Below are 23,393 nucleotides of genomic sequence, written 5' to 3' on the forward strand. Positions count from 1 at the left end.
CCGCAAGGAGCCCTTCACGGACCTCGGAGCTAGATCCGGCCGCCGCTGGAGCTGTCGCCGCCGGAAAGCCGCTGCGCCAGATACACCGGCACCGTCGAGACGATGATCAGCACCGCCGCGACCACGTTGACCACCGGGGCCTGGTTCGGCCGGAACAGGTTGTTGTAGATCCAGATCGGCAGCGTTTCCATGCCGGTGCCGAGCGTAAAAGTCGTCACGATGATCTCGTCGAACGACAGCGCGAAGGCGAGCAAACCTCCTGCCAGCAACGCGGATCGCAGCATCGGGAACGTCACCAGGCGGAACGTCGTCATGCCGTCCGCGCCGAGATCCATGGACGCTTCTTCGAGATTCCCGCCCATCCGGCGCAACCGGGCGACGACGTTGTTGAACACCACCACGATGCAGAACGTGGCGTGCGCGACGATCGCCGTCATCAGCCCGAGGTCAAGGCCGAAGATCGTCCGGAACGCGTTGTTCAGCGCGATGCCGGTGACGATGCCGGGCAGCGCGATCGGCAGGATCACCAGCAGCGACAACGAGTTCCGGCCGAAGAACCGGTACTTCTGCAGCGCGAACGCGGCCATCGTGCCGAGCACCAAAGCGATCGCGGTCGCCGAGAGCCCGGCGATGACGCTGGTCCACAAGGCGTGCAGGGCGCCCTCGTTGGTGATCGCCCTGCCCCACCATTCCAGGGTGAAGCTCTTGGGCGGCCAGCCGAACGTGGTGTCGGCGTTCACCGAGTTCAGCAGGACCACCAGCAGCGGGAAATAGATCACCGCGAATCCGATGCCGAGCGCGGTCCACAACAGCACCCGGGCGGGTTTCGACATCCGCACGGCGGTCTCCTAGAGGTTGTCCAGCGCACCGGTGCGACGCACCGCGGCCAGGTAGACGAGCATGATGACGACCGGAACCGTCGCGACGGTCGCGGCGAACGGCAGGTTGTTGGCCGCGCCGATGTTGTCGTACACGACGTTGCCGAGCATCTGCGAGGTGCCGCCGACGATCTTCACCGCGATGTAGTCGCCGAGCGACAGCGAGAAGGTGAAGATCGAACCCGCGACGATCGCCGGGAACGTCAGCGGCAGGATCACCGAACGGAACGTGCGGAACGATTTCGCGCCGAGGTCGCCGGAAGCGTCCACCAGGGACGTCGGAAGCTTTTCCAGGCCCGCGTAGATCGGCAGGATCATGTACGGGAGCCAGAGGTAGGACAGCGTGATCACGGTCGCGGTGACGCCGTATCCCGGCCCGGAGAGGCCGAGCGGGTCCAGCAGCCAGTTCAGCACCCCGTTGCCGGACAACAGGGTCCGCCACGCGTAGGCCTTCACCAGGTAGCTCGCCCACAGCGGCGTCATCACCATGATCACCAGCAGCCGCTGGGCCCGCGGGGACGCGAGTTTGGCCATGGCGAACGCCATCGGGAACGCGATCACCGCGTCGATCACGGTCACCAGCAGCGCGATGCCGACAGTGCGGAACGTGATCGTGCGATAAACAGAATCACTGAAAAGAGTGACAAAGTTGTCGAAGGACCAGTCGGTGACCACCTTGCCGGTGAAGACGTCGGTGGACCAGAAGGCCGTGATGAAGAGGGCGGCGAGCGCGCCGAGGTAGGCCAGGCCGAGCCAGAGCATCGGCGCGGTGAGGAGAAGTCCGAGGCGCAGCTGGGGTTTGCGGTGGAAGAAAGCCGAGATGCGGTGACTCGGCGGGCTCACGGCGGTCATGTCTTAGCGCTTTCGGGTGCGGAAGGGAGAAAAGCCGGGGGCTGCGGGAACATTGGGGAGGGCCCGCAACCCCCGGCGGGCTCACGGACGCCGGCGCGGTGGGTACCGGCGTCCGCGAGGGTCGGTCAACCCTTGATCTCGGTCCAGGCCCGGGTCCAGTCGCCGTAGTCCTTGCACTTGACGTCCGTGCGGCCGTCGAGGCACTGCGGGATCGGCGTGGTCCAGTACTGGATCTTGGCGGCGTACGCGGCGTCGTTGGCGTGGTAGGTGTCGCACAGCGACTTGTCCTTGAACTCCGCACAGGCCTTGGAGTTCGCCGGGGCCTCACCGAAGTACTCGGCGACCTGGGCGTTCACCTTCGGGCTCGTGATGTAGTCCATCCACTTGTACGCACACGTCTTGTGCTGCGACTTCGCGGACACCATCCAGGTGTCCGACCAGCCGGTCGCACCCTCGCTCGGCACCGTGGCCGCGATCGGCGCGCCCTCGCTCTTCGCGAGGTTCACCGTCACCTGCCAGGCCGTGCCGATCACGCCGTCGCCGCTCTTGAGCGACTGCGTTTCCTTGAGGTAGTCCGACCAGTACTCCTCGACCAGCGGGCGCTGCTTCTTGAGCAGGTCCGTGGCGGCCTTGAACTGCTTGTCGTCCAGGGCGTACGGGTTCTTGATGCCGAGGTCGGGCTGGTGCGCCATCAGGTACAGCGCGGCGTCGGCGATGTAGATCGGCGAGTCGTAGGCGATGACCTTGCCCTTGAACTGCGACTTCTCGTCGAACATCGGCGACCACGACTTCGGCTCCGGCTGCACCTTGTCGGTGCGGTAGGCCAGGACGTTCGCGCCCCAGCCGTGCGGGATGCCGTAGGCGACGTTGTTGACGCTGTTCCACGACTTGTTCTTGAGGAACGGGTAGATGTCGTTGTAGTTCGGCACGAGCGCGGTGTTGACCGGCTCGACGTCGCCCGAGGCGACCAGCCGCAGCGAGGCGTCGCCGGACGCGGAAACCACGTCGTACTGCCCGGTCTTCATCAGCGTCACGGCCTCGTCGGAGGTGCCGAACGGCTTGACGTTGACCTTGCATCCGGTCTGCTGCTCGAACGGCGTGACCCAGTTGACCTTCGGGTCGTTCGAGCCGTTTTCCGCGTAACCGGGCCACGCCAGCACGTTCAGCTGGCCTTCCGGCTGGCCGAGTTGCGTCAGCGCGTTCAGCTTCGGCGGCGTGAAGCCCTGTGCGCCCGGCGCCGACCCCGCTTTGGAGTCGGAGCCCGAGGTGCCGCAGGCAGCGAGCAGGAGGCTCACGCCGCACAGCCCTGCGAGCAGCGTCTTCCTGTTCTTCATAGCGAGAGAAACCTTCCCGTGAGGAACTAGCCGGCTTCGGGGACCCGGAAACTGTGTTCGCGGCGCCAGCGCAGGCGAACGCGACCGTCGGCGAACTCGGTCGGCTCGCTGGTGTTCTGGCGGACAACGGACAATTGGCCCCCGGCATCGAGCGCGACAGCGTAGCGCACTGTCGACCCGGCATAAACGACATCCGTCACCGAACCGGTCGCGGAGGTCTCGCCGGGGCCCGCCGGAGACGCGAGATCGCCGTCGATGCGGATCTTCTCCGGCCGGATGCTGTACACGCCCGGCCTGCCGATCACCGCCTCCGCGCTGCGCCCGCTGAGCAGGTTCGATGTGCCCACAAACCCTGCCACGAAAGCAGTTGCCGGGCGTTCGTACACCTCGACCGGAGTACCGACCTGTTCGATGCGGCCCGCGTTGAACACGGCGATCCGGTCGCTCATCGTGAGCGCCTCGTCCTGATCGTGGGTGACGAAGACGAAGGTGATGCCGACCTCGCGCTGGATCTGCTTGAGCTCGACCTGCATGGTCTGGCGCAGCTTGAGGTCAAGTGCGCCAAGGGGTTCGTCCAAAAGCAACACTTTCGGGCGATTCACTAGAGCGCGCGCAAGTGCTACGCGCTGCCGCTGTCCACCGGACATCTGCGACGGTTTGCGGTCGCCGTAGTCCTCCAGCCGCACCGTGCGCAGGGCTTCCTTCGCCCGGTCGCGGCGTTCGGCTTTCGCGACCCGCTTGACTTTCAGGCCGTACTCCACGTTCTGCTGCACCGTCATGTGCGGGAAGAGCGCGTAGTCCTGGAAAACCGTGTTCACGTCGCGGTCGAACGGAGCCAGTTGGCTGACGTCCTTGCCTTCGAGTTCGATCGTGCCCGCGGTGGGCAGTTCGAACCCGGCGATCATCCGCAGCACGGTGGTCTTGCCGGAACCGGACGGGCCGAGCATCGAGAAGAACTCGCCGGGCGGGATGTCGAGGTCGACCCCGTCCACGGCGCGCACCTTGTCGAAGTGCTTTTCCAGTCCGGTGAGCCGGATCGCCGGCTGTCCGGTCTGCGGACGCCTTCCCGGCGGCCGGGTCTCGGCGGGGGCTTGATGGGGCATGACAGGCCTTCCGATGGATCTGGTCACGACGGCTACAGCGCACTCATCACGTGCTTGACGCGGGTGTAGTCCTCGAGGCCGTACAGCGAGAGGTCCTTGCCGTAGCCGGACCGCTTGAACCCGCCGTGCGGCATCTCGGCCACGAGCGGAATGTGCGTGTTGATCCACACGCAACCGAAGTCGAGTTTCGCCGAGAACTTCATGGCTCGCTGGTGGTCCTTGGTCCACACCGAGGAGGCGAGGCCGTAGGGAACCCCGTTGGCGTGCTTGAGCGCCTCGTCGTCCTCAGTGAACCGCTGGACCGTGATGACCGGGCCGAAGACCTCGTTCTGGATGATCTCGTCGTCCTGCTGGAGTCCGGAAACCACGGTGGCCTCGTAGAAGTAGCCCTCGTCGCCGGACCGCCGTCCTCCACAGTGGACAGTCGCGTGCTCCGGCAGCCGGTCGACGAAACCGGCGACCTTTTCCAGCTGCGCGGCGTTGTTGAGCGGGCCGAAGGCGACGTCCTCGCCCGTGCCGGTCTTGTTCGCCTCGGCCTGGCGGGCGAGCGCGTTGACGAACGTGTCGTGCACGTCGTCGTGCACCAGCACGCGAGTCGCGGCGGTGCAGTCCTGGCCCGCGTTGAAATACCCGGCCGCGGCAATGGCTTCGGCGGCGGCTTCGAGGTCGGCGTCCGGGAACACGATCACCGGGGCCTTGCCGCCCAGCTCGAGGTGCACGCGCTTGACGTCGTGCGCCGCCGAACCGGCGACCTCGATGCCCGCTCGCACCGAGCCGGTGATCGACACCATCGCCGGAATGTCGTGCTCCACCAACGCCCGTCCGGTGTCGCGGTCGCCGCAGATCACGTTGAACACGCCCGCGGGCAGGTGCTCGCCGCAGATCTCGGCGAGCAGCAGCGTCGAGGCGGGGGTGGTGTCGGACGGCTTGAGCACGATGGTGTTGCCCGCGGCGAGCGCGGGCGCGATCTTCCAGATCGCCATCATCAGCGGGTAGTTCCAGGGCGTCACCTGCGCGCAGACGCCGACCGGCTCGCGGCGGATGAACGACGTGTGGCCTTCCATGTACTCGCCGGCCGAACGGCCTTCGAGCACGCGCGCGGCACCGGCGAAGAAGCGCACCTGGTCGATGACCGCGGGCAGCTCCTCCTCCATGGTCAGCGCGAACGGCTTGCCGGTGTCCTGCGCTTCGACGCGGATGATCTCCTCGCCGCGCGCCTCGAGCGCGTCGGCGATCTTCAGCAGTGCGAGCTGCCGCTGCGCCGGGGTGGTCTCGCGCCAGCTTTCGAACGCTTCCGCGGCGACCTTCAGCGCGCGGTCCACGTCCTCGGCGCCGGCCACCGGCGCGGTGCAGTACGCACGGCCGGTAACCGGGTCGACGATTTCCGCGACCTTTCCGGACAGCGAGTCGACGTAGGTCCCGCCGACGTAGTGCTTCAACTCCTGCACGCGTGCGCCTCCTGACTCTCCGTGGCAGGATGAAACATATAACTCCATATTTCAAATGACAAGGCCCTGGGGCAGGATTGGCTCCAACGGATGCCGAGACGGGTGGACCAACGATGCGCAAGGAGATGTCGAACAGCGCACGACTGGCGATGTTCGCCCCGCTGGAACAGGTGGGGCGCGCGGAGGCGGTCGCGGCGCGGCTGTTCGACGCCATCACGCTCGGTCTCCTCGACGACGCCGAGCAGTTGCCGAGCGAGGCCGAACTCGCCGCGCAGTTCCGCGTCTCCACGGTCACCGTGCGCGAGGCGCTCGCGGTGCTGCGGCAGCAGGGTCTCGTCGAAACGCGGCGCGGACGCGGCGGCGGCAGCTTCGTGCGCACCCCGGACTGGCCCGCGCAGAGTTCGTGGGCCGAACGCCTGCGATTGGTCTCAATGGCTGAACTTCGCGACTTCGGCGACCACTACCTCGCCGTCGCGGGCTCGGCGGCGAAACTCGCCGCGGAACGCAGCACTCCCGAAGATCTCGAACGGCTGCGGCTCACCGCGGAAGACCTCCTCGGCGCGAGCGGCCCCGACGCGACCCGCGCGGAACGGCACTTCCACCTCGAAGTCGCCGCCGCCGCACAGTCCCCTCGGCTCACCAACCAGGAAGTTCAGCTGCAGAGCGAACACGGCGTATTGCTCTGGGCGCCCCTCGGCGACAAGGAAACCTGCCGCGGGTCTTACGCTGAGCACCAGGCGATCGTCTCGGCGATCGCCTCGGCCGACGGCGATCGGGCGCGCGCCTTGACCGAAGAGCACCTTCTCGGCGCGCTTGATCGGCTCGCAGATCTGCACCTGACCCTCGAAACGCCGTAAGCTCCGATGACCCGCATCACGAGGTGAGCATCGTGCCCGACACCCGCACGCTGACCGGCGAAGAGGTAGTGACCCAGGTTTCCTCCCTCGTCGAGGAGATTTTCGCGCGCCTGAAACCGGTTCTGGCCGCCGCCGAGACGCTGCTCGCCGAATCCGGCGAGCTGTCCGCCGATGCGCTGCACACGATCCGGCCGCAGGTCATCGAGGCGCTCGGCGGCCTCGTGGTCGGCGCGGGCTTCGTGAGCGCGCCGAATGTCCTTGCCGATCAAGAACTCGGCTTCGAATGGTGGACCTCCTGCCGCGCCGACGACGGGGCTCCGGAACAGCTGTTCATCAGCCTCGACCCGGAGAGCCCCAATTTTCTCGACTACACGCGGCAATCCTGGTTCACCGTCCCGCGCGACAGCGGGCGGCGGCATGTCAATGGGCCGTACGTGGACTATCTCTGCACCGACGAGTACACGCTCACCTTCACCATTCCCGTCACGCGCGGTGAGGAATTCGCCGGAGTCGTTGGTGCGGACGTGTATGTGCGCGAGTTCGAGCGCACGGTGAGTCGCCGGCTGCGCGCGCTCGGCCGGACCGCCGCGTTGCTCAACGCGCAGGGGCGAGTGATCGTGTCGAACAGCGTGCGGAAGGCGACCGGGTCGCTGGTGCGCGAGATCGACGTTCCTGCCTGGTGGGCATCCGGCGCGGAACCGTATACGGCGCCGGGCGGGATGACGTTGCGGCGGTGCGGGGATTCCCCGATCACGCTGCTGGTCACGACCTGATCTGCAGCGCGAACCACAGTTCCGCGCGGACGCCCGGCGCGTCGAGGTCCCGGCCCAGCAACTCGGCGGCTTTGGTGACCCGGTTGCGCAAGGTGTGCCGGTGCACGCCGAGCTTTGTCGCGGCGAGGTCCCAGTGGCCGTGGTGCTCGAGCCAGCAGCGCAGCGACAGTTCCAGGTCGCCGCGGCCGGTCCGGTCGAACTCCCGTACCGGCGCGAGCAGCTGGTCGGAAAAGGCTTGCGCGGCTTGCTGATCGATCAAGCCGAGCAACCCGGCCCCGGCGTGATCGGCGTAGCGCAGCAGCGGCACGCGCTGGGCCTGAGCTGCCTCGGCCGCTTCTTCCGCCTGCCTCAACGCGGTTGGAAAATCTCCTGTGGACAGTCCACTGTGGAATTCTCCGGTTTCCCCGACGATCGCGGTCACCTCGTCGTTCTCCGCCAGCACGATCAGCTTATCCCCGCGATGCGCGGCGAAAACCTGCCCGGCAAGGGTTTCCAGCCGCTCGTACAGCGTGTTCCGGGCTGCCTTGCTCCCCTTTACCGCCAGCACCGTCCATGGTTCTGCCGGGAGATCCGGTACCACCTCGCGGGCGAGCTCGTCGTGTCCGGCGGCAAGTAGCTCCAGCACGCCGGTGTGCAGCTGGGACAGCGAGAGCCGCTGTGCGCGATCTTGTTCCAAGGCAAGGGAAAGCAGTGAGACAGCCGTGTTGACGATGTGCTGTCCGGTGCTGTCCAACGGTTCCGCAGTACCGACCGCCAGCGCACCCCGCGTATGCAGAGTCTGGATGACAACCTCGTCGTCGCCATGAGACACCACGCGCGTGCCCGCGCGAAGACTGGTGACGTCCAGTTCGACGCTGCGCGCTTTGGCCGACGACGCCTCGCGCACGCGTCCGGCGGAGTCGTACAGCACAACCCAGCCGTCGATGAGCCGCGCGAGCCGACGCACCACTCCCCCGGCACCGCTGCGCCCGACCGCGGTACGGGTCAGTTCCTGCTGGGCGCGGCCGATCCGCACTGTCGCGGCGTACTCGTCAGCCGCGACCGACCGGGAGACCGCGCGCGTGATCGCGATGAACGGCGTCTTCCGCGGCACCTCCAGCACCGGCAACCCGACTTCGTCGGCGACGGCCACCAACGCGTCCGGCACCTTCGCGTGGCTCAGCCCGACGCCGAACCCGAGCCCGGCGACGTCTGCGTCGACCAGCCGCCGGATGTAGGGCGCGTAGGTCGCGCTGTAGAGCGTCAGACCGGTCGTGAGCAGCAGTTCGCCGCCTTCGAGGAAGACCTGCGGGTCGGTCAGCTCGGTGGGGTGCACCCAGCCGATCGGCCGGTCCAGCCCGGCCTCGCCCGCGACCACGCGCAGGCCGAGCGCAGGTTCGGCGGCCAGCGCCCGCAGGGTGAGTGCCATAACGGCCAATTGTAGACGTCAAGTTGGACAGAACGGCCAGCTGACGGCGAGCGGCGCAGGCCCCATCCTGAGGGCGACCCACCCGAAGCTCGTGAACGCCGGTCCTCACCGGCACGCACGACCGCGACGTAGGAGCGCCGTGACCACCAGCACCGCCGCCGAGCCGCAGGCTCCGGCACCCCGGCAGCGCAGGCTGCAGACCGAGATCCCCGGGCCCGTCTCCCGCGCGCTGCAGGAGCGCCGCGCGAACGCGGTCGCCGCCGGGGTCGCGTCGACGCTGCCCGCCTACATCACCTCCGCCAGCGGCGGCCTGCTCACCGACGCCGACGGCAACGTGCTGATCGACTTCGGTTCCGGGATCGCGGTGACGAGCGTCGGGCATTCCGCGCCCGAGGTGGTCGACCGGGTGCGCGAACAGGCGGCGCTGTTCACCCACACCTGTTTCATGGTGACCCCGTACGAGGGTTACGTGGAGGTGTGCGAGGCGCTGGCCGAGCTGACGCCGGGCGACCACGCGAAGAAGTCGGTGCTGTTCAACTCCGGCGCGGAAGCGGTCGAGAACGCGGTGAAGATCGCCCGCACCGCCACCGGTCGCCAGGCCGTCGTGGTGTTCGACCACGCCTACCACGGCCGCACCAACCTGACCATGGGCATGACCGCGAAGTCGGTGCCCTACAAGCACGGTTTCGGCCCGTTCGCGCCCGAGGTGTACCGCGTGCCGGGCTCGTACCCGTACCGCGACGGGCTCGCCGGCCCGGAGGCCGCGCGGCAGGCGATCGATCGGATCGAGAAGCAGATCGGCGGCGACCAGGTCGCGGCCGTCGTGCTCGAACCGATCCAGGGCGAGGGCGGGTTCATCGAGCCGGCACCCGGTTTCCTGCCCGCGATTTCGTCGTGGTGCAAGGCGAACGGCATCGTGTTCGTCGCCGACGAGGTGCAGACCGGTTTCTGCCGCACCGGCAACTGGTTCGCCTCGGAGCACGAGGACGTCGTCCCAGACCTGGTCTGCACGGCCAAGGGCATCGCGGGCGGCCTGCCGCTCGCCGCGGTGACCGGGCGCGCGGACCTGCTCGACGCGGTCGGCCCGGGCGGGCTCGGCGGCACCTACGGCGGCAACCCGATCGCGTGCGCCGCGGCGCTGGGAGCGATCGAGACGATGCGGGGCGAAGGCCTGACGGGTTCCGCGAAGCGCATCGAGGAACTGGTGCTGCCGCGGCTTCGGGCGCTGGCCGAGGAAACCGGCGTTATCGGCGACGTGCGCGGGCGTGGCGCGATGCTGGCGGCCGAGTTCGTCAAGCCGGGCACGAACGAGCCCGACGCCGACCTCACCAAGCGCATCGCCGCCGCCTGCCACGCACAAGGCGTCGTGGTGCTGACCTGCGGCACGTACGGCAACGTCGTCCGGCTGCTCCCCCCGCTGTCCCTGTCCAACGAGTTGCTCGACGAAGGCCTCGCCGTTCTCGAGTACGCGATCGCCACGGAGGCCCGCAAGTGACTTTCCCGTTCTGGGTGGCCGGAAAGCCGGTAACCAGCAGCGAAACGACCGTCGTCCGGCATTCGTTCGACGGCTCCGAAGCCGGTTCGCACTACGTGCCCGGACCGTCCGAAGTGGAGACCGCGGTGCAGGCCGCGGCGGACGTCGCCGACGAGTACGCGACGCTGCCCGCGCACGTCCGCGCGGGCGCGCTCGACCACATCTCGCGGCGGCTTTCCGAGCGGACGGAGGAGATCGCGCAGCTGATCACCGCCGAATCGGGCAAGCCGCTGAAGTGGTCACGCGGCGAGGTCGGCCGTGCGGTGTCGACGTTCCGCTGGGCGTCCGAGGAGGCCCGTCGGTTCTCCGGCGACCTGCAGCGCCTCGACACCGACCCGGGCGGCACCGGACGGCTCGCGCTCGTCCGGCGCGTGCCGCGCGGTCCGGTGCTGGGCATCACGCCGTTCAACTTCCCGCTGAACCTGGTGGCGCACAAGGTCGCCCCGGCGATCGCGGTCGGCGCGCCGATCGTGCTCAAGCCGGCCCCGGCGACGCCGCTGACCGCGCTCCTGCTCGGCGAAATCCTTGCCGAGACCGCTCTTCCGGCGGGCAGCTGGTCGATCCTGCCGCTGGGCAACGAGGCGACCGCCGAACTGGTCAAGGACCCGCGACTGCCGGTCGTGTCGTTCACCGGTTCGGTACCGGTCGGCTGGGCGATCCGCGACAGCGTGCCGCGCAAGCACGTCGCGCTGGAACTCGGCGGCAACGGCGCGGTGCTGGTCTGTCCGGATTGGACTGATCTGGACTTCGCCGCGCAGAGGATCGCGACGTTCGCCATGTACCAGGCGGGACAGTCGTGCATTTCGGTGCAGCGCGTGTACGCGCACACCGACGTCTACGACGAGCTGCAGAAGAAGGTGCTGGAGCAGGTCGCCGCGCTGCGCACCGGAAACCCGCGCGAGGACGGCGTCGACGTGGGCCCGCTGGTCAACGAAGCCGCCGCGTCGCGAGTCGAAACCTGGGTCACCGACGCGGTTGTCGCCGGTGCCAAGCTGCTGGCCGGCGGCGGCCGTTCGGGCGCGACGGTGGAGCCGACTGTGCTCTCCGAGGTTCCCGAGGACGTTTCGGTGATGGCGGACGAGGTGTTCGGCCCGGTGGTCTCGCTGGTCCGGGTGTCCTCTGTGGACGACGGAGTCGAGCGGATCAACGCGTCCCGCTTCGGTTTGCAGACCGGCGTGTTCACCCGCGACCTGCCGACCGCGTTCGACGTGTCGGCGCGGCTCAAGGTCGGCGGCGTGCTGGTCGGCGACGTGCCGAGCTTCCGTGCCGACCAGATGCCTTACGGCGGCGTGAAGGACTCCGGTGTCGGCCGGGAAGGCCCGGCGGCGGCGATGGCGGACTTCACCGAGGAGCGCGTGACTGTCCTTACCGGACTGACTCTCTGAGCGCCGCGTAGGCGTCCACGAGAGACGGGCCGTACCACGTGAGGTAGCGCCCGGAAATCAGTACCGGGCGCATCTCCGGGAAGAAGCCGGGGCCGTCGTCCTGGGTGAACTCGTACGGCTCGTCGGGCAGTACGACCAGGTCGGCCCCGGTCTTCTGGAGTTCTTCCAGCGCGGGCCGGGGATAGCGCTCGAAGTGTCCTGAGTAGACATTCTCGACCCCGACCCGGCGCAGCACGTCTCCGGCGAAGGTGTCGCGGCCCAGCACGATCCACGGCTTGCGCCACACCGGAATCACCGCACGGTGGCGCACCGGTGCCACTTCGCGCCATAGCTCGTCCGCGGTGTCGAGCCATTCCGGTTCGTCGATGCCGTACACCTGGCCGAAAATCCGCCGCAGCGATCCCAGCGCGGCGGGCACCGACTCCGCCGCGGCCATGACGAACACCGGGATCCCGTTGGCACGCAGGGTTTCCACGTCCTCCGGCCGGTTCTCCTCGGAGTTCGCCAGCACCAGATCCGGTTCGAGCGCCAGCACCCGGTCGAGTTTCGGGTACTTCGACCCGCCGACCCGTTCCACGTCCAGATCCGCCGGATGCGTGCAGTAGTCCGTCGCCCCGACCAGCCGTCCCGGCGCGCTCGCCTCGACCGCTTCGGTCAGCGACGGCACCAGCGACACCACGCGCCGCGGCGAGCCCTCGATCGGTACCGGCTCGCCGAGATCATCGACCAGTTCCGCGTTCCTCATACCCGTTCGAACGACACCTTCCGCTGCTCGACGTCCACTTCGGTCAGCCGCACCGCGATCCGCTCGCCCTCGGGGAACTTCTCGCCGGAGCACTTCGCCATCACCGGCGGGTTCTCGACCAGGATCTCCGCGCGCGTCTCGTCCGCGCGCAGCACCACCGCCGTGAACTCGTGACCGACATGCTCTGCGAGTACCCACGCTTCGACCTGATCTATGCACGCGCGCTCAACCCGTGCGGCCAGACTGTCCGAAGCGGACATGTACGCCGGTACCTCGGACAACGCCTCGCGCACCCAGTCCGGCACCTCGCGTCCGGCTGTCACCGCCAGGCACACCTCGGTGCCGAACCGGTCGACCAGCCGTCGAATCGGTGCCGTGACGTGCGCGTATGCCCCGCCGATCCCCGCGTGCGTCGTAACCGCGGGCAATTCCCCGGCGAAGGCCGTGTACCCCGCGCCGCGCAACAGCCGCGTGGTGTCCGCGTACAACGCCATCGACGCGGGCTGTCCGGGGTCCAAAGTGGACAGGAACTCGGACACCGTCAGCTCGACCGGCCAAGCCAGCCCGACCACCGTCGCCGACCGGCGCAGCCATTCCACCGCGTCCGGCTCCGGGGACGGCAGCGTCCGCAGCACCCCGATCCCGGCGTCGATCATGATCCGCGCCGCGGCCATCCCGGTCAGCAAAGAGATTTCGGCATTCCACGCGTCGACGACCGTCCGCGGGCGGCGCGCGAGAATCCAGCCTCCGTCGACGTCGCCGCTGATTTCCTGCTCCGGCAGCTGCAACTCGACCGCCCCGCGCCGCACCGCGAGACTCCGCCGCAACCGGCCGAGTTCCGGCAGCGCCGCCACCGAGGGATGCGGCCGTCCCGCGTCCAGCGAGGCTTGCACGCCCTCGTAGTCCAGTTGCTCGGTCGACCGCACCAGCGCCCGCCGAACCCGGGTGGCGACGATTTCGCCGGCCTCGTCGACGTCGATCGTCCACAGCACCGCCGGCCGCACCTCGCCCGGCAGCAGGCTGGCCGCGCCCTCGGACAGCACCGGCGGGTGCAGCGGGACGTTGCCGTCCGGGAGATACAGCGTCTGGCCGCGCCGCCGCGCCTCGTGATCGAGCGCCCCGCCCGGCGGGACGAACGCCGCCAGGTCCGCGATCGCGTACTGCACCCGGAAGCCGCTGCCGCGCCGCTCGATCACCATCGCCTGGTCGAGGTCCTTGGACCCGGGCGGATCGATCGTGACGAACGGCAGGTCGGTGGCGTCCTCGCGGCCGCCCGCCGACGCGAGCGGATCGAGCACCGCCGTTTCGGCCTCCGCGAGCACCGCGGGCCCGAACGACTCCGGCAGCGCGAACTCCGTCCGGAGACGACCGAAGTCCCCTCCCGACGCTGGTGTCCTCAGCACGAGTGGCGGCACGGTCCAACACTATCCCGCCGAACCGCCGGTGATCGCCCGTTCGGGCGCGGGCCGGGCGGGTGTAACCTGCCTGGCATTGATAATCGTCTTCATTTTCAGAAGGGGCCGGATCGGTGAAGATCGCGTTCGTCGGCAAGGGCGGCAGCGGGAAAACCACGCTCTCGTCGCTGTTCGTCTCTTATGTGGCCGCTGCGGGCAAACCGGTGCTGGCGATCGACGCCGACATCAACCAGCACCTGGCGGTCGCCCTCGGCGCGACCGAGGAGCAGGCGCTGGCGTGGCCGACGCTCGGCGACAACATGCCGCTGATCAAGGAGTACCTGCGCGGCGACAACCCGCGGATCCCGTCGGCCGACGCGATGATCAAAACCACCCCGCCCGGCCGCGGCTCGCGGCTCGTGCGGCCGTTCGAGGACAACCCGATCTTCGACGCCTGCTTCCGCCCGCTCGGCGGCGTCCGGCTGGGCGTCACCGGCCAGTTCGACGAGGACGACCTCGGCGTGGCCTGCTACCACTCGAAGGTCGGCGCGGCCGAACTGCTGCTGAACCACCTGGTCGACGACACGGACGAGTACGTCGTGATGGACATGACCGCGGGTGCCGACGCGTTCGCCTCGGGTCTGTTCACGCGCTTCGACGTGACGTTCCTGGTGTGCGAACCGACCCTGCGCAGCGTTGGTGTTTACCGTCAGTACGCGGATCACGCGCGGGACTTCGGGGTTCACCTGGTCGCGATCGGGAACAAGGTCACCGACGGCGACGACGTCGACTTCCTGACCGAGCAGCTGGGTTCGGCACTGCTGGGCTGGATGACGACGTCCGGCCACGTCCGGGCCGCCGAACGCGGCACGACCCGGCCGATCGGCGAACTGGAACCGCGCAACCTGGCGACGCTGGCCGCGATGCAGGACCTGGTGGACACGACGCCGCGCGACTGGGCCCGGTACCAGCGCCAGGGCGTGGAGTTCCACCTGCGGAACGCGCAGGCCTGGGGGAACGGACGCGCGGGAACGGATCTGGCGGAGCAGGTGGATCCGGAATTCGTACTGGATCCGGCCTTGGTGATGGGGTAACCGCACACCTCGCCGAATCCGCCACCGGGGCCGGAGCCGCGCCGCCATAATGCCGCGCATGGACTGGAAACCCTGGCTGTCCCGGTGGAGCGCGGAGTGGATCCAGAGCTCCGAGCCCGCCGATCTCGACCCGCAGGTGCTGCGCGATCGATGGCTCGGCTTCGCCCCGGCGAGCGAGGAGGCGGTCGCGGCGGCAGAGGCACGATTGGGTCTGCCGCTGCCGCCGTCCTACCGGGATTTCCTGCTGACGACAGACGGCTGGCGCGACGCCGGATCGTTCGTCTGGCGCATGCGGGACACCGCCACTCTCGGCTGGCTGCGGGACATCGAGCCGTACTGGGAGGGCTGGGAAGAACTCTCCGAGGAGGAACCGGCCGAGAGCAACAAGTTCAGCCGGGGACTGCTGATCTCGCTCGAGGCCGACGCCGGGATCCTGTTCCTCGACCCGGGCGACGTCGACGAGTCCGGCGAGTGGGCGGCGTACAGCTTGTTCTCCTGGATGGCTGAACCGCCCACCCGGTTCGCGTCGTTCACCGCGTTGATGGAGAGCCTGTACGCCGAGTTCCACCAGATGCGCCGTCCGGAAGGCGAAACTCGCGACTCGTGGGACGCCAAGGTCGAACAGGCCAGGCTCGACGCGCTCGCCGGCGATGCCGACGCTGCCTCGGCGGTTCTCGCTCAGGCCGAGGAATTCGGCCGCGACCGGGCCACGATCCTGCTCGTCCAGTTAGACCTGCTTCTCGGCCGGGAGTATCAGGCCAGCCAGTCGTTCAGCAGGCTGCTGCATCAGGCGCCAGAAGGCTTTTTCGCCGATCCGCTGTTCACCGAGGAATTCCTGCCGTGGCTGTTCGCCGAGCACGCTCGGTCCGCGACGAACTACCGCCACTCGGTACTGCAGACGGCGATGATCGGCGAACGCCCGGAGATCCAGCTCGCCATCGGCGAGGGCCAAGCCCGGCTTCGGCGGGACGGCCCGAACTTCGGCGAGCCAGCGTTCGATCAGCTGGTCAGGAAGGCCCTGGACGACCATGCAGGCGACGCGGACGCCTTGTGGCGGGCCGTGCGGGCGGCGATGGAGCACTGGCGGCCGCGAAACGCCGACCACATCGCCCCGGTCGCGCTGCTCGCCGACCCGGCGCTGGCCTCGACACTCACCCCCGAGCGCGGCCGCGCCCTGCTGACCCGACCGCGAGGTGACCGATGAGACCTGTCCCGACCCGGGAAGACGTCGCGATGGAACACATCCTGCGCGCCTGCGGCAGCCCGCACGACTTCCCCGACTTCGCCCTGGAAGCGACCGAAACCCAGACCGACGCGTCCGGCCGGACCATCTGCATCAGGCGGGACGCCTGCCGAACCTGCGGGACCGTGTCGATAAGCCAATGGCAAGGCCCCTTGCCCGAAGGCCCCGGCCAGATCGCGGTCGTCAGCAGATACGAACGGCCGGAGCCAGGAGACGTCCCCGGCCTCGCCGAGCGCACCCGGCAGGTGACCGACGCCCAGTTCATTGAATTCCTTGCCTCGAACGGTTTCCCCGACGGCATCCCCGAGGACTTCGCCCCGTACCGGCCCGCGACCACGCGCCTCGATTTTCTCCTGCGCGTCCGGGCAGGGCAGTTCATGCTGCTAGACCGAGGCCGTTCGCTCGGCGACATCCTGCCGGTACCGCCGTCCGCCGAATCCGCAAACCTGATCGACGCGGTCCCCGGCGCGGCACTCTTCTGGCCCCCGATCCACGACGGCGAACTCCCGTTGACCGTGGTGCTCTGCCCCGCGGATCCGGGCCCCGACCGGTCCTATGCCCGGATCGCGGAGCTGAGCTGCCGCTTTCATTCCGGCCACGTCGTCCTGCGCGAACTGGCCGGACAGGAACGGGAGTTGCCGCCGCTGCCCGCCGGACACGGCGACTACCGGCTCCGCTTCCACACCGCGGATTCCGGCTGTCTGCTGCAGTTGTGGGGGCAGCCGCGAACTAAACCGCGCTACCCTGCCTGACCGCCCAGTCAGTCACGGTCGGCGGCGTCGGCTTGCCGGGTGCGTTAGCCGCATCCGCACTGCGGCCTCCGGCTGCCTGCTGCAACTGTGGGGGCAACCGTTCTACTCCGACTGACCGCCCGGTCAGCCGCCACCCAGGCACGGTCGGCGTCGGCTTGCCGGGTGCATTAGCCGCTTCCACATCGCGGACTCCGACTGCCTGCCGCACCTATGGCGGCAGCCGCGCACCAAACCGCTTTACCCCGCCTGACCAGCCCAGTCAGTCGCCATCCCAAGACCGGTCCGCCGCGTCGGCTTGCCGGGTGCGTTCGCGGGCGATGTCGAGCGCACGGCGGGCCGTGGCCTCGTCCGGGTACGGGCCGAGGAGGTCGACTCCGCGGCTGCGTTCCAGGTGCTCGACTTCGTGGGTGCGGGTGTTGTAGTACCAGCCCTGGTCCGGGTTCGGGTCGTCAGACATGGGTTCAGCCTGACATCTGCCCGCTCACTTGCGCCAGCGGAACGGAACCTCCGTGGGCTGCCCGGTGGGCCCGAAGTCGGCCGGACCGTCGTCCTCGTGGTCGGGATGCTCGTCGAACCACCCGCGAGGATCCCCGACCGGAATGCCGCGAGGCGGGATCGCGGCGTCGTCCGCCGGGGAGGAAGCACCGTAATCCGGAACCGGCGGTACGGCCGACTCCTTGCCCGGAAACACCGGCAACTCATCCCGATACGGCCGCACCGGCGGCGGCGTGGAGGTGCCGGTCTCCTGCCCAGGGAAGACAGGCAAGGGCCGCCCGTCCGGCCCAGTCTCAACCGCCCGACGGCGACCGCTGGGCTGCGGAAGCTGGAACGGAGCACCCGAGGCGGAAGGTGCTTGCGGCGGCTGGGCAGGAGGATTCCCAGGTGGTTGCGGTGCGGAAGGGGCAGGCGGGTTCGCCGACTCCGCGGGTGCGGGAGGAGCAGTCGGGGGCTGCTGCGGTGCAGCAGGCGCGGACGGATTCGCTGACTCCGCGCTGGGCACGGGAGGAGCTGTCGGCGGCTGGTGCGGTGGCGGTGCAGCAGACGCGGGCGAGTTCGCCGACTCCGCGCCGGGCACGGCGGGAGCAGGCTGGTGCTCCACCGGTGGCGGTGCAGCAGAAGCGGGCGAGTTTGCCGATTCGGAGCCGGGTGCGGCAGGAGCCGTCGGCGGCTGCTGCGGTGCAGTAGGCGCGGGCGGGGTCGCCGAGTTAGCGCTGGGTGGAGCAGGAGCCGGATCGCTCGCAGGCGAAGTCGGTTGCGAGGCACCAGGCGCGGGCGGAGTCGCTGCCTCCGCGCTGGGCGCGACAGGAGCTGTCGGCGGCTGCTGCGGTGCAGTAGGCGCGGGCGGGGTCGCCGACTCCGCGCCGGGTGCGGCAGGAACCGGATCGCTCGCGGGCGGAACCGGTTGCGACGCACCAGGCGCAGGCGGATTCGTCGACTCCGCGCTGGGCGCGGGAGGAGCAGGCTGCTGCATCGCGGGCGGAACCGGTTGCGCAGCACTAGCTGCGGGCGGGTTCACCGACTCCGTGTTAGGTGTGGCCGTAGGCGGCTGCTGCGAAGCCGGTTGCGACCCACCGGACGTGGGCGGAGTAACCGGCTGTTGCGCAGCTGGCTGGGCCGGGGGTTGCGGCGCAGGCATCGGCGGGGTCGCGGGTGCGGGGGGCGAACCCGCGCCATACTGCTGCGCCCCGGGCTGCGGAATCTGACTTTGCTGTACCGCCGGGTTCTGTCCATGCCACCCGGGAGCGGCCTCATGTCGACCGTGTGGCGGAACCACCGGATTCCCCTGCTGCGGCAACGGTTCCGCCGGGCGGGCAGGCTGACGTGGCTCGTGCACGTACGGCTTCGGCTGCCACGCCTGCCTCGCCTGCAACTGCGGATTGACCGCAGGTTGCGCGGGTGGCGGCATCGAGGACGGCACGCTGGTGTCGGGCGGCGGCACCGGCGGAGCAGCAGGCGAAGCCGGGGCGGCAGGCGGAGCGGCGGCCTCGGCAGCAGGGCTGGGCTGGGATGTCTCGTCCGCAGCAACCGTCTCCGGACCAGCAGCTTCCGTGACCCGCTCAGCGGGCGGAACGGCCTGTTCCGCCGCGGCAGGAACCGGGGCCGAACCCCCATGAGCGTCTGAAGGGCGTACAGCCCCTGCCGGAGCGGACTTAGTCGGCGATTCATCCCCCACCGGCCCCTGAGGTGCCGACGAGCGCCAAACCGGGGCCGGTCCGATGTTCATCGGTACCGCCGCGGCCAGCGGGCCTACCGGGGGCGCCTCGCCTGAAGGCACCGGGCCAGCGGCAGCCGGGCGCGGGATCGGGTCCAGGCAGGACACCAGCACCGTCGTCCGATCGGGGTCCTGGACCTTCCGGCCGCTCCGTTCCCGGTAGACCATCTCGCCCTCGGCGTCCATCTCCACCAGGTAGCCCGCCTCCGCGAGCTGCTCCTCGTCGAGATCCACCAAGCGCTCGTAGCGGGACGGGACCACCCGGTACACCGGCCACGACAACCGTGCGTGTTCGGCGTGGAACTGGGCCAGCAAAGCCGCCATCTGCTGTTGCCACGGGAGCGACATGCCCTCGGCCAGGGAACGCGGCAGGACGACGTACCCGCCGTCGACGCCGGGCATTCCCTGGTTCAGCAGGTCCGCCAACGGGGTGCTGGACGCGGGGTGCGCGGACTGGCGCGGCGGCTGCGGTGCGCCGAACAGCGCCGCCGGGTCCTGGGGCTCGCTTTGGCCGGCCTTGCCTCGCTTGCCGAATTTCCGTGCCACGTGTGCCATCCTCTGCCAGCGCGCGGCCACGTGCTCGTGGACAGGCCGCGACTTCGGGGTGAATCCGGACCCGCGGTACTGGGCAACCCGCGGGTCAAGAGCCGGTGCCTCCCGCACCCATGCTAGACGCCGGGGCGCACCGCCTGCGGCACGACTTCGTGCTCGTCGAACGAGAACGGGCGCACGTGCACCGGCACGCCGGTCTGCTGGGCCTCGACGATCTTGCCGTCTCCCAGGTACATCGCGACGTGGTGGATGGTCGTCGGGTCGGCCGGGTCGGTGGCGAGGAAAATCAGGTCGCCGGGCTGCGCGTCGCGCACCGGCAGCATCGCGCCCGCCTTGTACTGGTCCTTCGACACGCGCGGCAGGATCACGCCCGCCGACTCGTAGGCGCGCAGCATCAGGCCGGAACAGTCATACGAATCCGGGCCGGTCGCGCCCCAGATGTAAGGCTTGCCCTGCTCGCCGAGCGCGAACTTGATCGCCTGCGCCGCGGCCTGGCTCGGCGGCAGCGCGGCTCCCATGCCCTGCCCGCAGCCCACCACGTCGGCGATCTGGCCCATGTTCTGCACCAGCGCGGCCGCCATGGCCTCCCAGCGGTGGTACCGGTCCGGGAAGCCGGACCGCTCGACCCGCTGCGCGGCGTCGCCGGGGCGCAGGTTTTCCCAGTCCGGGACGCCGAGCAGGACGTCGAAGAATTTGTTGATCGCGTAGTTCGGGTCGGTGACCTGGGCGGCGCTGCCCCAGTTCATCGACGGGCGCATCTGGAAGATGCCGAGCGAATCGCGGTCGCCGTAGTTCACGTTGTGCAGCCGCGATTCGGTCATCCCGGCCTGGATCGCGACCTGCCACGCCCGCGGCGCGAGGCTGCGCTGCTTGCCGATCGAGATGATCAGCGAAACCGTGTTGCGCGACTCCTGGTCGAGTTCCGCGGCGTCCGCCCCGCCCTGCTCCGGCTGGCCGGGCTGGCTGGGGCCGATCGCGGCGTCGCACGAGGTCAGCGCGACCCCGCCGGCCGCCGCCTGCTGCTGGTCGGTCACCGCCTTCTGCACGACGTTGGTGGTGAGCACCGTGGCGAAAACGGCGGCGATCACCACCGAGACGAGAATGGCCAGCTTCACGGTCAGCTCGCCTGGTCATAGTCCGACACTCGCCATCCCGCCGCGGTTTTGACCACGGTGATGCTGAGTTTCGGACCGTCGGTGGGGACCACGACCTTGACCGAACTGGAGTAGGACTGCGCGACCGTCGGATCGCCGGTGACCTTGGTCGCCGGGATGTTCGCGGGGTCCACAGTGGACATAATCGGGAGGTACTCGTCGGTGGTGAGCGCGCGCATCCCGTTGAGCCAGTCGGCGTTCGAGATGCCCGCCGGATGGTGCACCCACGCCGTCGCCCACTGCTTAGCAATGCTCAGCGCCTGCGGGTTCGGCACCGCCGACGACGGGGTGACCAGCGGCTGCGACAGCCGGGTCGGCAGGGTTTCCGTGCTCGGCACCGGGGCCGCGACGCCGGTGTGCGGCCCGGCCGACGAGTTCGGCGGAGCCGTTCCCGGATGCGCGGACGCCGGTTTGCCCAGGAGTTTGGGCAGGCCGACGCCCAGCGCGGTGATCACCACGGCGAGGAACACCAGCGTGCCCACGAGATGCCGGGGCGAGCGGAGCGGGAACCCCCACAGGCGGCGGTAGACGGCGGTCCGGCCGCGGTTGGTGCGGATCGGCATCGGTCACCGCCCCATGACCTGGTCGGTGTCGCGGACCTCGATGCCGCGCGACGGGCGGTACAGCACGAACACCGGTTTCCCGGCCACGACCTCCGGATCCACCCGGCGCGGCTGCGCCCGGATGCCCTGCGTCGGCACGGTGAAGCCCGGCTGGTCCGGCGCCGGAGCCGAGTAGCCGCGATCCGGCGCGCTCATCCGCGACGGGACGACCACCGGTTCCGGTTCGTCGCTCCACCGCCGGTCGGCGACCGGGGACGTGTCGACCTGGCGGCTTTCCTTGACCGGCCACCGCGCGCCCGCCATCACGTAGTCGCCGGGCGCACCGGCGACCGGGTGGTACTGGCCGAACGCCGGCGCACCGCCTCCGCCACCCGAGGGCAACGCGCCCGCGGCGGACTGCGCGGGACCGACCGCGCCCGGCCACGGAGCACCGGACCAGGCCGCGGCGGGACGGGCCGCCCGGGAGCCGTTGTCGAGCCGCTGCGAGCTGGCGAAAACCGCCGCCTCGGGCCGGTACCGGCCGCCGCCGACGGTCGCGCCGATCGGGCCGCGCTGCTCGCCGTCCACGACGTCGTCGGTGTCGCGGACGTTCTGCCAGAACTGGTCCTGCGGCGTCGGCTCGTTCTTCCGGCGGAACCGGGAGAACAGCCCGCCGCCCGGCGACGGCACCGCGCCGCCGACCATGCTCACCGACATCTCGACCATCTGCCACAGCCGCCGCACCGGGCGCCCGACGAGGAACAGCAGCACCGTGATGAGCCCGGCGAGGACCATCTTGGTGAGCAGGTTGAGCCCGTCGCCCGCGGCGAAGATCGCCTGCAGCAGCAGCGCGTGCACGCCGGCCAGCACCGACAGCACGACCAGGTTGAACGCGATGCCGCCGGCGACCTTGAGCACGCGGCGCAGGATCTCCGGGTTCAGCAGCGCGACCAGGCCGATCAGCGGCGCGGTGAGCGCGAACAGGCGGATCAGCACCTGCGCGAGCAGCACGGACGCCTTGGCCAGCAGCTGGAAGAGCGAGTAGACGAGGCTCTGGCCCAGCGCGAGGAACCCGGCGCCGGTGCGGCCGCCCGCCTCGCCGGTGAAGTAGCCGGTGGCGGGGCCGAGTTTGGTGGAGATGTCCTTGAAGGCGGCCTTCTTGGCGTCGACGACGTTCTGCTTGCCGTCGTCGCCGTTCACCAGCTGGTCGCGGGTGAACGCCTGCGCGTCCAGCAGCGGCCTGCCGTATTGCTGGGCCTGCGGAGCGGTGGGCGAGCCGAACTCGCCGCGCAGCCAGTTGTCGTAGACGACCTGGTTGTGCAGGTCCGTGGGCAGGATGTCGCGCACGATCCGGTCCTGCGACGAATCGACGAATCCCGCTTGGATGTTGGTGGTGGTCTGGACGATCGCTTTGTCGATCGGATCGAAATATCGCAGCATCGCCAGCGAAGACGCCGCCAGCCAGACCCCGGCCATCGCGTAGAGCGCCCGCTTGCTGACCCCGGCGAGGTCGCCGCGCCAGATGTTGCGGAACAACATGATCGACAAGATCAGCGCGACCAGGCCGAACAGCTGCGTGTAGATGTTGTTGTAGACCTTTTCCGCACCCGATTTGACCGCGTTGTAGATCGGGTTCAGCAGCCCGCCCTCGAGGACGGTGTAGTGCAGCGAGTTCGTGGCGCCGACGATGTTCTTGCCGACGTTGAACAGCTGGTTCCCGGCCCAGGTGTCGATGGTCGAACTGGGGGACGCGATGGCGGAAAGCGCGGTGCAGTTGGTCTGGTAGGTGTTCCAGACCATGCCCGCGTAGCTGTAGTCGATGTAGGCGCTTTGCGGCTCGCCGTGTCCCTCCGGCGGATCGAGCGCGCCGACCATGCCCGCCCCCGGACGCTCCGGGTTCGGTGATTCCCCGCAAGCCGCCGCGTTGGCCGACGGGGCGAACAGCACCGTCTGCAGCCCGATCACCGCCACCACCGCCAGCAGTGACGCGCGCCTGCTGGGGCGGCGGCCGCCCGGCTTGGGGCCTTCCTTGACGCGTTTGCGGAGCGCGTGCCAGCCGGCGGCGAACGCGAGGACGAACGCCAGCGTGAAGACGGTGTTCACGCAGGCCTCCTCACGGCCGGCGCGGGCCGG

General features: G+C 69.4%; 21 protein-coding genes. 8 read left to right on the forward strand and 13 right to left on the reverse strand.

The genetic code is table 11. From position 1 onward, the window contains the following. Positions 1-29 precede the first annotated feature (29 nt). The 5 genes from DMP23_RS28040 to DMP23_RS28060 form a co-directional block, all read right to left on the reverse strand. Positions 30-833, reverse strand: coding sequence for an ABC transporter permease (locus DMP23_RS28040; protein ID WP_240016164.1), 804 nt, complete (start codon positions 831-833; stop codon positions 30-32). Positions 834-848: 15 nt separating this feature from the next. Further along, positions 849-1,730 carry an ABC transporter permease gene (locus tag DMP23_RS28045; protein WP_037815731.1) on the reverse strand — a complete coding sequence of 294 codons (882 nt, stop codon included), beginning with the start codon at positions 1,728-1,730 and terminating at the stop codon, positions 849-851. A gap of 125 nt (positions 1,731-1,855) precedes the next feature. Beyond that, positions 1,856-3,064 (reverse strand): ABC transporter substrate-binding protein, encoded by a 1,209-nt coding sequence (locus DMP23_RS28050; RefSeq protein ID WP_037815733.1) that lies wholly within the window; start codon positions 3,062-3,064, stop codon positions 1,856-1,858. A gap of 26 nt (positions 3,065-3,090) precedes the next feature. After that, a complete protein-coding gene (locus DMP23_RS28055) occupies positions 3,091-4,167 on the reverse strand; it encodes an ABC transporter ATP-binding protein (RefSeq protein WP_037815734.1) in 1,077 nt (358 codons plus the stop codon). Positions 4,168-4,199: 32 nt separating this feature from the next. Continuing rightward, positions 4,200-5,615 carry a gamma-aminobutyraldehyde dehydrogenase gene (locus DMP23_RS28060; RefSeq protein ID WP_037815736.1) on the reverse strand — a complete coding sequence of 472 codons (1,416 nt, stop codon included), beginning with the start codon at positions 5,613-5,615 and terminating at the stop codon, positions 4,200-4,202. 113 nt (positions 5,616-5,728) lie between these two features. On the opposite strand from DMP23_RS28060, the gene DMP23_RS28065 reads away from it, so the two are divergent. Further along, on the forward strand, positions 5,729-6,472 hold the full coding sequence (locus DMP23_RS28065; RefSeq protein WP_037815737.1) for a FadR/GntR family transcriptional regulator: 744 nt from the start codon (positions 5,729-5,731) through the stop codon (positions 6,470-6,472). Positions 6,473-6,504: 32 nt separating this feature from the next. After that, positions 6,505-7,245, forward strand: a complete 741-nt coding sequence (locus DMP23_RS28070) for a cache domain-containing protein (protein WP_037816366.1) — start codon at positions 6,505-6,507, stop codon at positions 7,243-7,245. Here DMP23_RS28070 and DMP23_RS28075 read toward each other — a convergent pair. Then, on the reverse strand, positions 7,235-8,653 hold the full coding sequence (locus tag DMP23_RS28075) for a PucR family transcriptional regulator (protein ID WP_337823033.1): 1,419 nt from the start codon (positions 8,651-8,653) through the stop codon (positions 7,235-7,237). The two genes, DMP23_RS28070 and DMP23_RS28075, sit on opposite strands and share 11 nt — an antisense overlap. Positions 8,654-8,792: 139 nt before the next feature. Between DMP23_RS28075 and gabT the strand changes: the two genes are divergently transcribed. Further along, positions 8,793-10,148, forward strand: a complete 1,356-nt coding sequence (gene gabT / locus DMP23_RS28080; RefSeq protein ID WP_337823034.1) for a 4-aminobutyrate--2-oxoglutarate transaminase — start codon at positions 8,793-8,795, stop codon at positions 10,146-10,148. Then, positions 10,145-11,572 carry an aldehyde dehydrogenase family protein gene (locus DMP23_RS28085; RefSeq protein WP_134733916.1) on the forward strand — a complete coding sequence of 476 codons (1,428 nt, stop codon included), beginning with the start codon at positions 10,145-10,147 and terminating at the stop codon, positions 11,570-11,572. The genes gabT and DMP23_RS28085 overlap by 4 nt, the downstream gene beginning before the upstream one ends. Here DMP23_RS28085 and DMP23_RS28090 read toward each other — a convergent pair. Together DMP23_RS28090 and DMP23_RS28095 are read right to left on the reverse strand one after the other, a co-directional pair. Then, entirely contained in the window at positions 11,553-12,317 is a 765-nt protein-coding gene (locus DMP23_RS28090) for a helical backbone metal receptor (RefSeq protein WP_337823035.1), read from the reverse strand. The genes DMP23_RS28085 and DMP23_RS28090 overlap by 20 nt on opposite strands. Next, positions 12,314-13,732: an RNB domain-containing ribonuclease gene (locus DMP23_RS28095; protein WP_443111292.1), complete on the reverse strand. Its 1,419-nt coding sequence runs from the start codon at positions 13,730-13,732 to the stop codon at positions 12,314-12,316. Before DMP23_RS28095 ends, DMP23_RS28090 begins: the two co-directional genes overlap by 4 nt. A 113-nt stretch (positions 13,733-13,845) precedes the next feature. On the opposite strand from DMP23_RS28095, the gene DMP23_RS28100 reads away from it, so the two are divergent. Genes DMP23_RS28100 through DMP23_RS28110 form a run of 3 tightly spaced genes read left to right on the forward strand, consistent with a single transcriptional unit; the run spans position 13,846 to position 16,800 of the window. Further along, a complete protein-coding gene (locus tag DMP23_RS28100; protein ID WP_337823036.1) occupies positions 13,846-14,805 on the forward strand; it encodes an ATP-binding protein in 960 nt (319 codons plus the stop codon). A gap of 58 nt (positions 14,806-14,863) precedes the next feature. Beyond that, positions 14,864-16,009 carry an SMI1/KNR4 family protein gene (locus DMP23_RS28105; RefSeq protein ID WP_337823037.1) on the forward strand — a complete coding sequence of 382 codons (1,146 nt, stop codon included), beginning with the start codon at positions 14,864-14,866 and terminating at the stop codon, positions 16,007-16,009. Continuing rightward, positions 16,006-16,800, forward strand: a complete 795-nt coding sequence (locus DMP23_RS28110) for a hypothetical protein (protein WP_337823038.1) — start codon at positions 16,006-16,008, stop codon at positions 16,798-16,800. Before DMP23_RS28105 ends, DMP23_RS28110 begins: the two co-directional genes overlap by 4 nt. A 259-nt stretch (positions 16,801-17,059) precedes the next feature. Here DMP23_RS28110 and DMP23_RS28115 read toward each other — a convergent pair whose 3' ends face one another. Both DMP23_RS28115 and DMP23_RS28120 read right to left on the reverse strand, forming a co-directional pair. Continuing rightward, positions 17,060-17,257: a hypothetical protein gene (locus DMP23_RS28115; RefSeq protein WP_037815747.1), complete on the reverse strand. Its 198-nt coding sequence runs from the start codon at positions 17,255-17,257 to the stop codon at positions 17,060-17,062. 24 nt (positions 17,258-17,281) lie between these two features. Next, positions 17,282-17,566 (reverse strand): hypothetical protein, encoded by a 285-nt coding sequence (locus tag DMP23_RS28120; RefSeq protein ID WP_337823039.1) that lies wholly within the window; start codon positions 17,564-17,566, stop codon positions 17,282-17,284. Between the two features lie 116 nt (positions 17,567-17,682). Here DMP23_RS28120 and DMP23_RS28125 point away from each other — a divergent pair, with 116 nt between their 5' ends. Next, on the forward strand, positions 17,683-17,985 hold the full coding sequence (locus DMP23_RS28125; protein ID WP_337823040.1) for a hypothetical protein: 303 nt from the start codon (positions 17,683-17,685) through the stop codon (positions 17,983-17,985). Positions 17,986-19,680: 1,695 nt separating this feature from the next. Here DMP23_RS28125 and DMP23_RS28130 read toward each other — a convergent pair. Genes DMP23_RS28130 through DMP23_RS28140 form a run of 3 tightly spaced genes read right to left on the reverse strand, consistent with a single transcriptional unit; the run spans position 19,681 to position 23,363 of the window. Then, positions 19,681-20,679 carry a C40 family peptidase gene (locus DMP23_RS28130; RefSeq protein WP_337823041.1) on the reverse strand — a complete coding sequence of 333 codons (999 nt, stop codon included), beginning with the start codon at positions 20,677-20,679 and terminating at the stop codon, positions 19,681-19,683. Positions 20,680-20,681: 2 nt separating this feature from the next. Next, positions 20,682-21,281: a hypothetical protein gene (locus DMP23_RS28135; RefSeq protein ID WP_337823042.1), complete on the reverse strand. Its 600-nt coding sequence runs from the start codon at positions 21,279-21,281 to the stop codon at positions 20,682-20,684. Positions 21,282-21,284: 3 nt separating this feature from the next. Further along, positions 21,285-23,363, reverse strand: a complete 2,079-nt coding sequence (locus DMP23_RS28140; protein WP_337823043.1) for a magnesium transporter — start codon at positions 23,361-23,363, stop codon at positions 21,285-21,287. Between the last annotated feature and the right edge of the window lie 30 nt (positions 23,364-23,393).

The organism is Amycolatopsis sp. A1MSW2902 (genome assembly GCF_017312175.1).
Classification (GTDB): Bacteria; Actinomycetota; Actinomycetes; order Mycobacteriales; family Pseudonocardiaceae; genus Amycolatopsis; species Amycolatopsis nivea.

Coding starts and splice junctions, on each gene's coding strand:
- DMP23_RS28110 (WP_337823038.1), top strand. CDS start 16,006: ATGAGACCTGTCCCGACCCGGGAAGACGTCGCGATGGAACACATCCTG.
- DMP23_RS28045 (WP_037815731.1), bottom strand. CDS start 1,730: ATGACCGCCGTGAGCCCGCCGAGTCACCGCATCTCGGCTTTCTTCCAC.
- DMP23_RS28040 (WP_240016164.1), bottom strand. CDS start 833: ATGTCGAAACCCGCCCGGGTGCTGTTGTGGACCGCGCTCGGCATCGGA.
- DMP23_RS28050 (WP_037815733.1), bottom strand. CDS start 3,064: ATGAAGAACAGGAAGACGCTGCTCGCAGGGCTGTGCGGCGTGAGCCTC.
- DMP23_RS28065 (WP_037815737.1), top strand. CDS start 5,729: ATGCGCAAGGAGATGTCGAACAGCGCACGACTGGCGATGTTCGCCCCG.
- DMP23_RS28055 (WP_037815734.1), bottom strand. CDS start 4,167: ATGCCCCATCAAGCCCCCGCCGAGACCCGGCCGCCGGGAAGGCGTCCG.
- DMP23_RS28115 (WP_037815747.1), bottom strand. CDS start 17,257: ATGTCTGACGACCCGAACCCGGACCAGGGCTGGTACTACAACACCCGC.
- DMP23_RS28135 (WP_337823042.1), bottom strand. CDS start 21,281: ATGCCGATCCGCACCAACCGCGGCCGGACCGCCGTCTACCGCCGCCTG.
- DMP23_RS28075 (WP_337823033.1), bottom strand. CDS start 8,653: ATGGCACTCACCCTGCGGGCGCTGGCCGCCGAACCTGCGCTCGGCCTG.
- DMP23_RS28090 (WP_337823035.1), bottom strand. CDS start 12,317: ATGAGGAACGCGGAACTGGTCGATGATCTCGGCGAGCCGGTACCGATC.
- DMP23_RS28105 (WP_337823037.1), top strand. CDS start 14,864: ATGGACTGGAAACCCTGGCTGTCCCGGTGGAGCGCGGAGTGGATCCAG.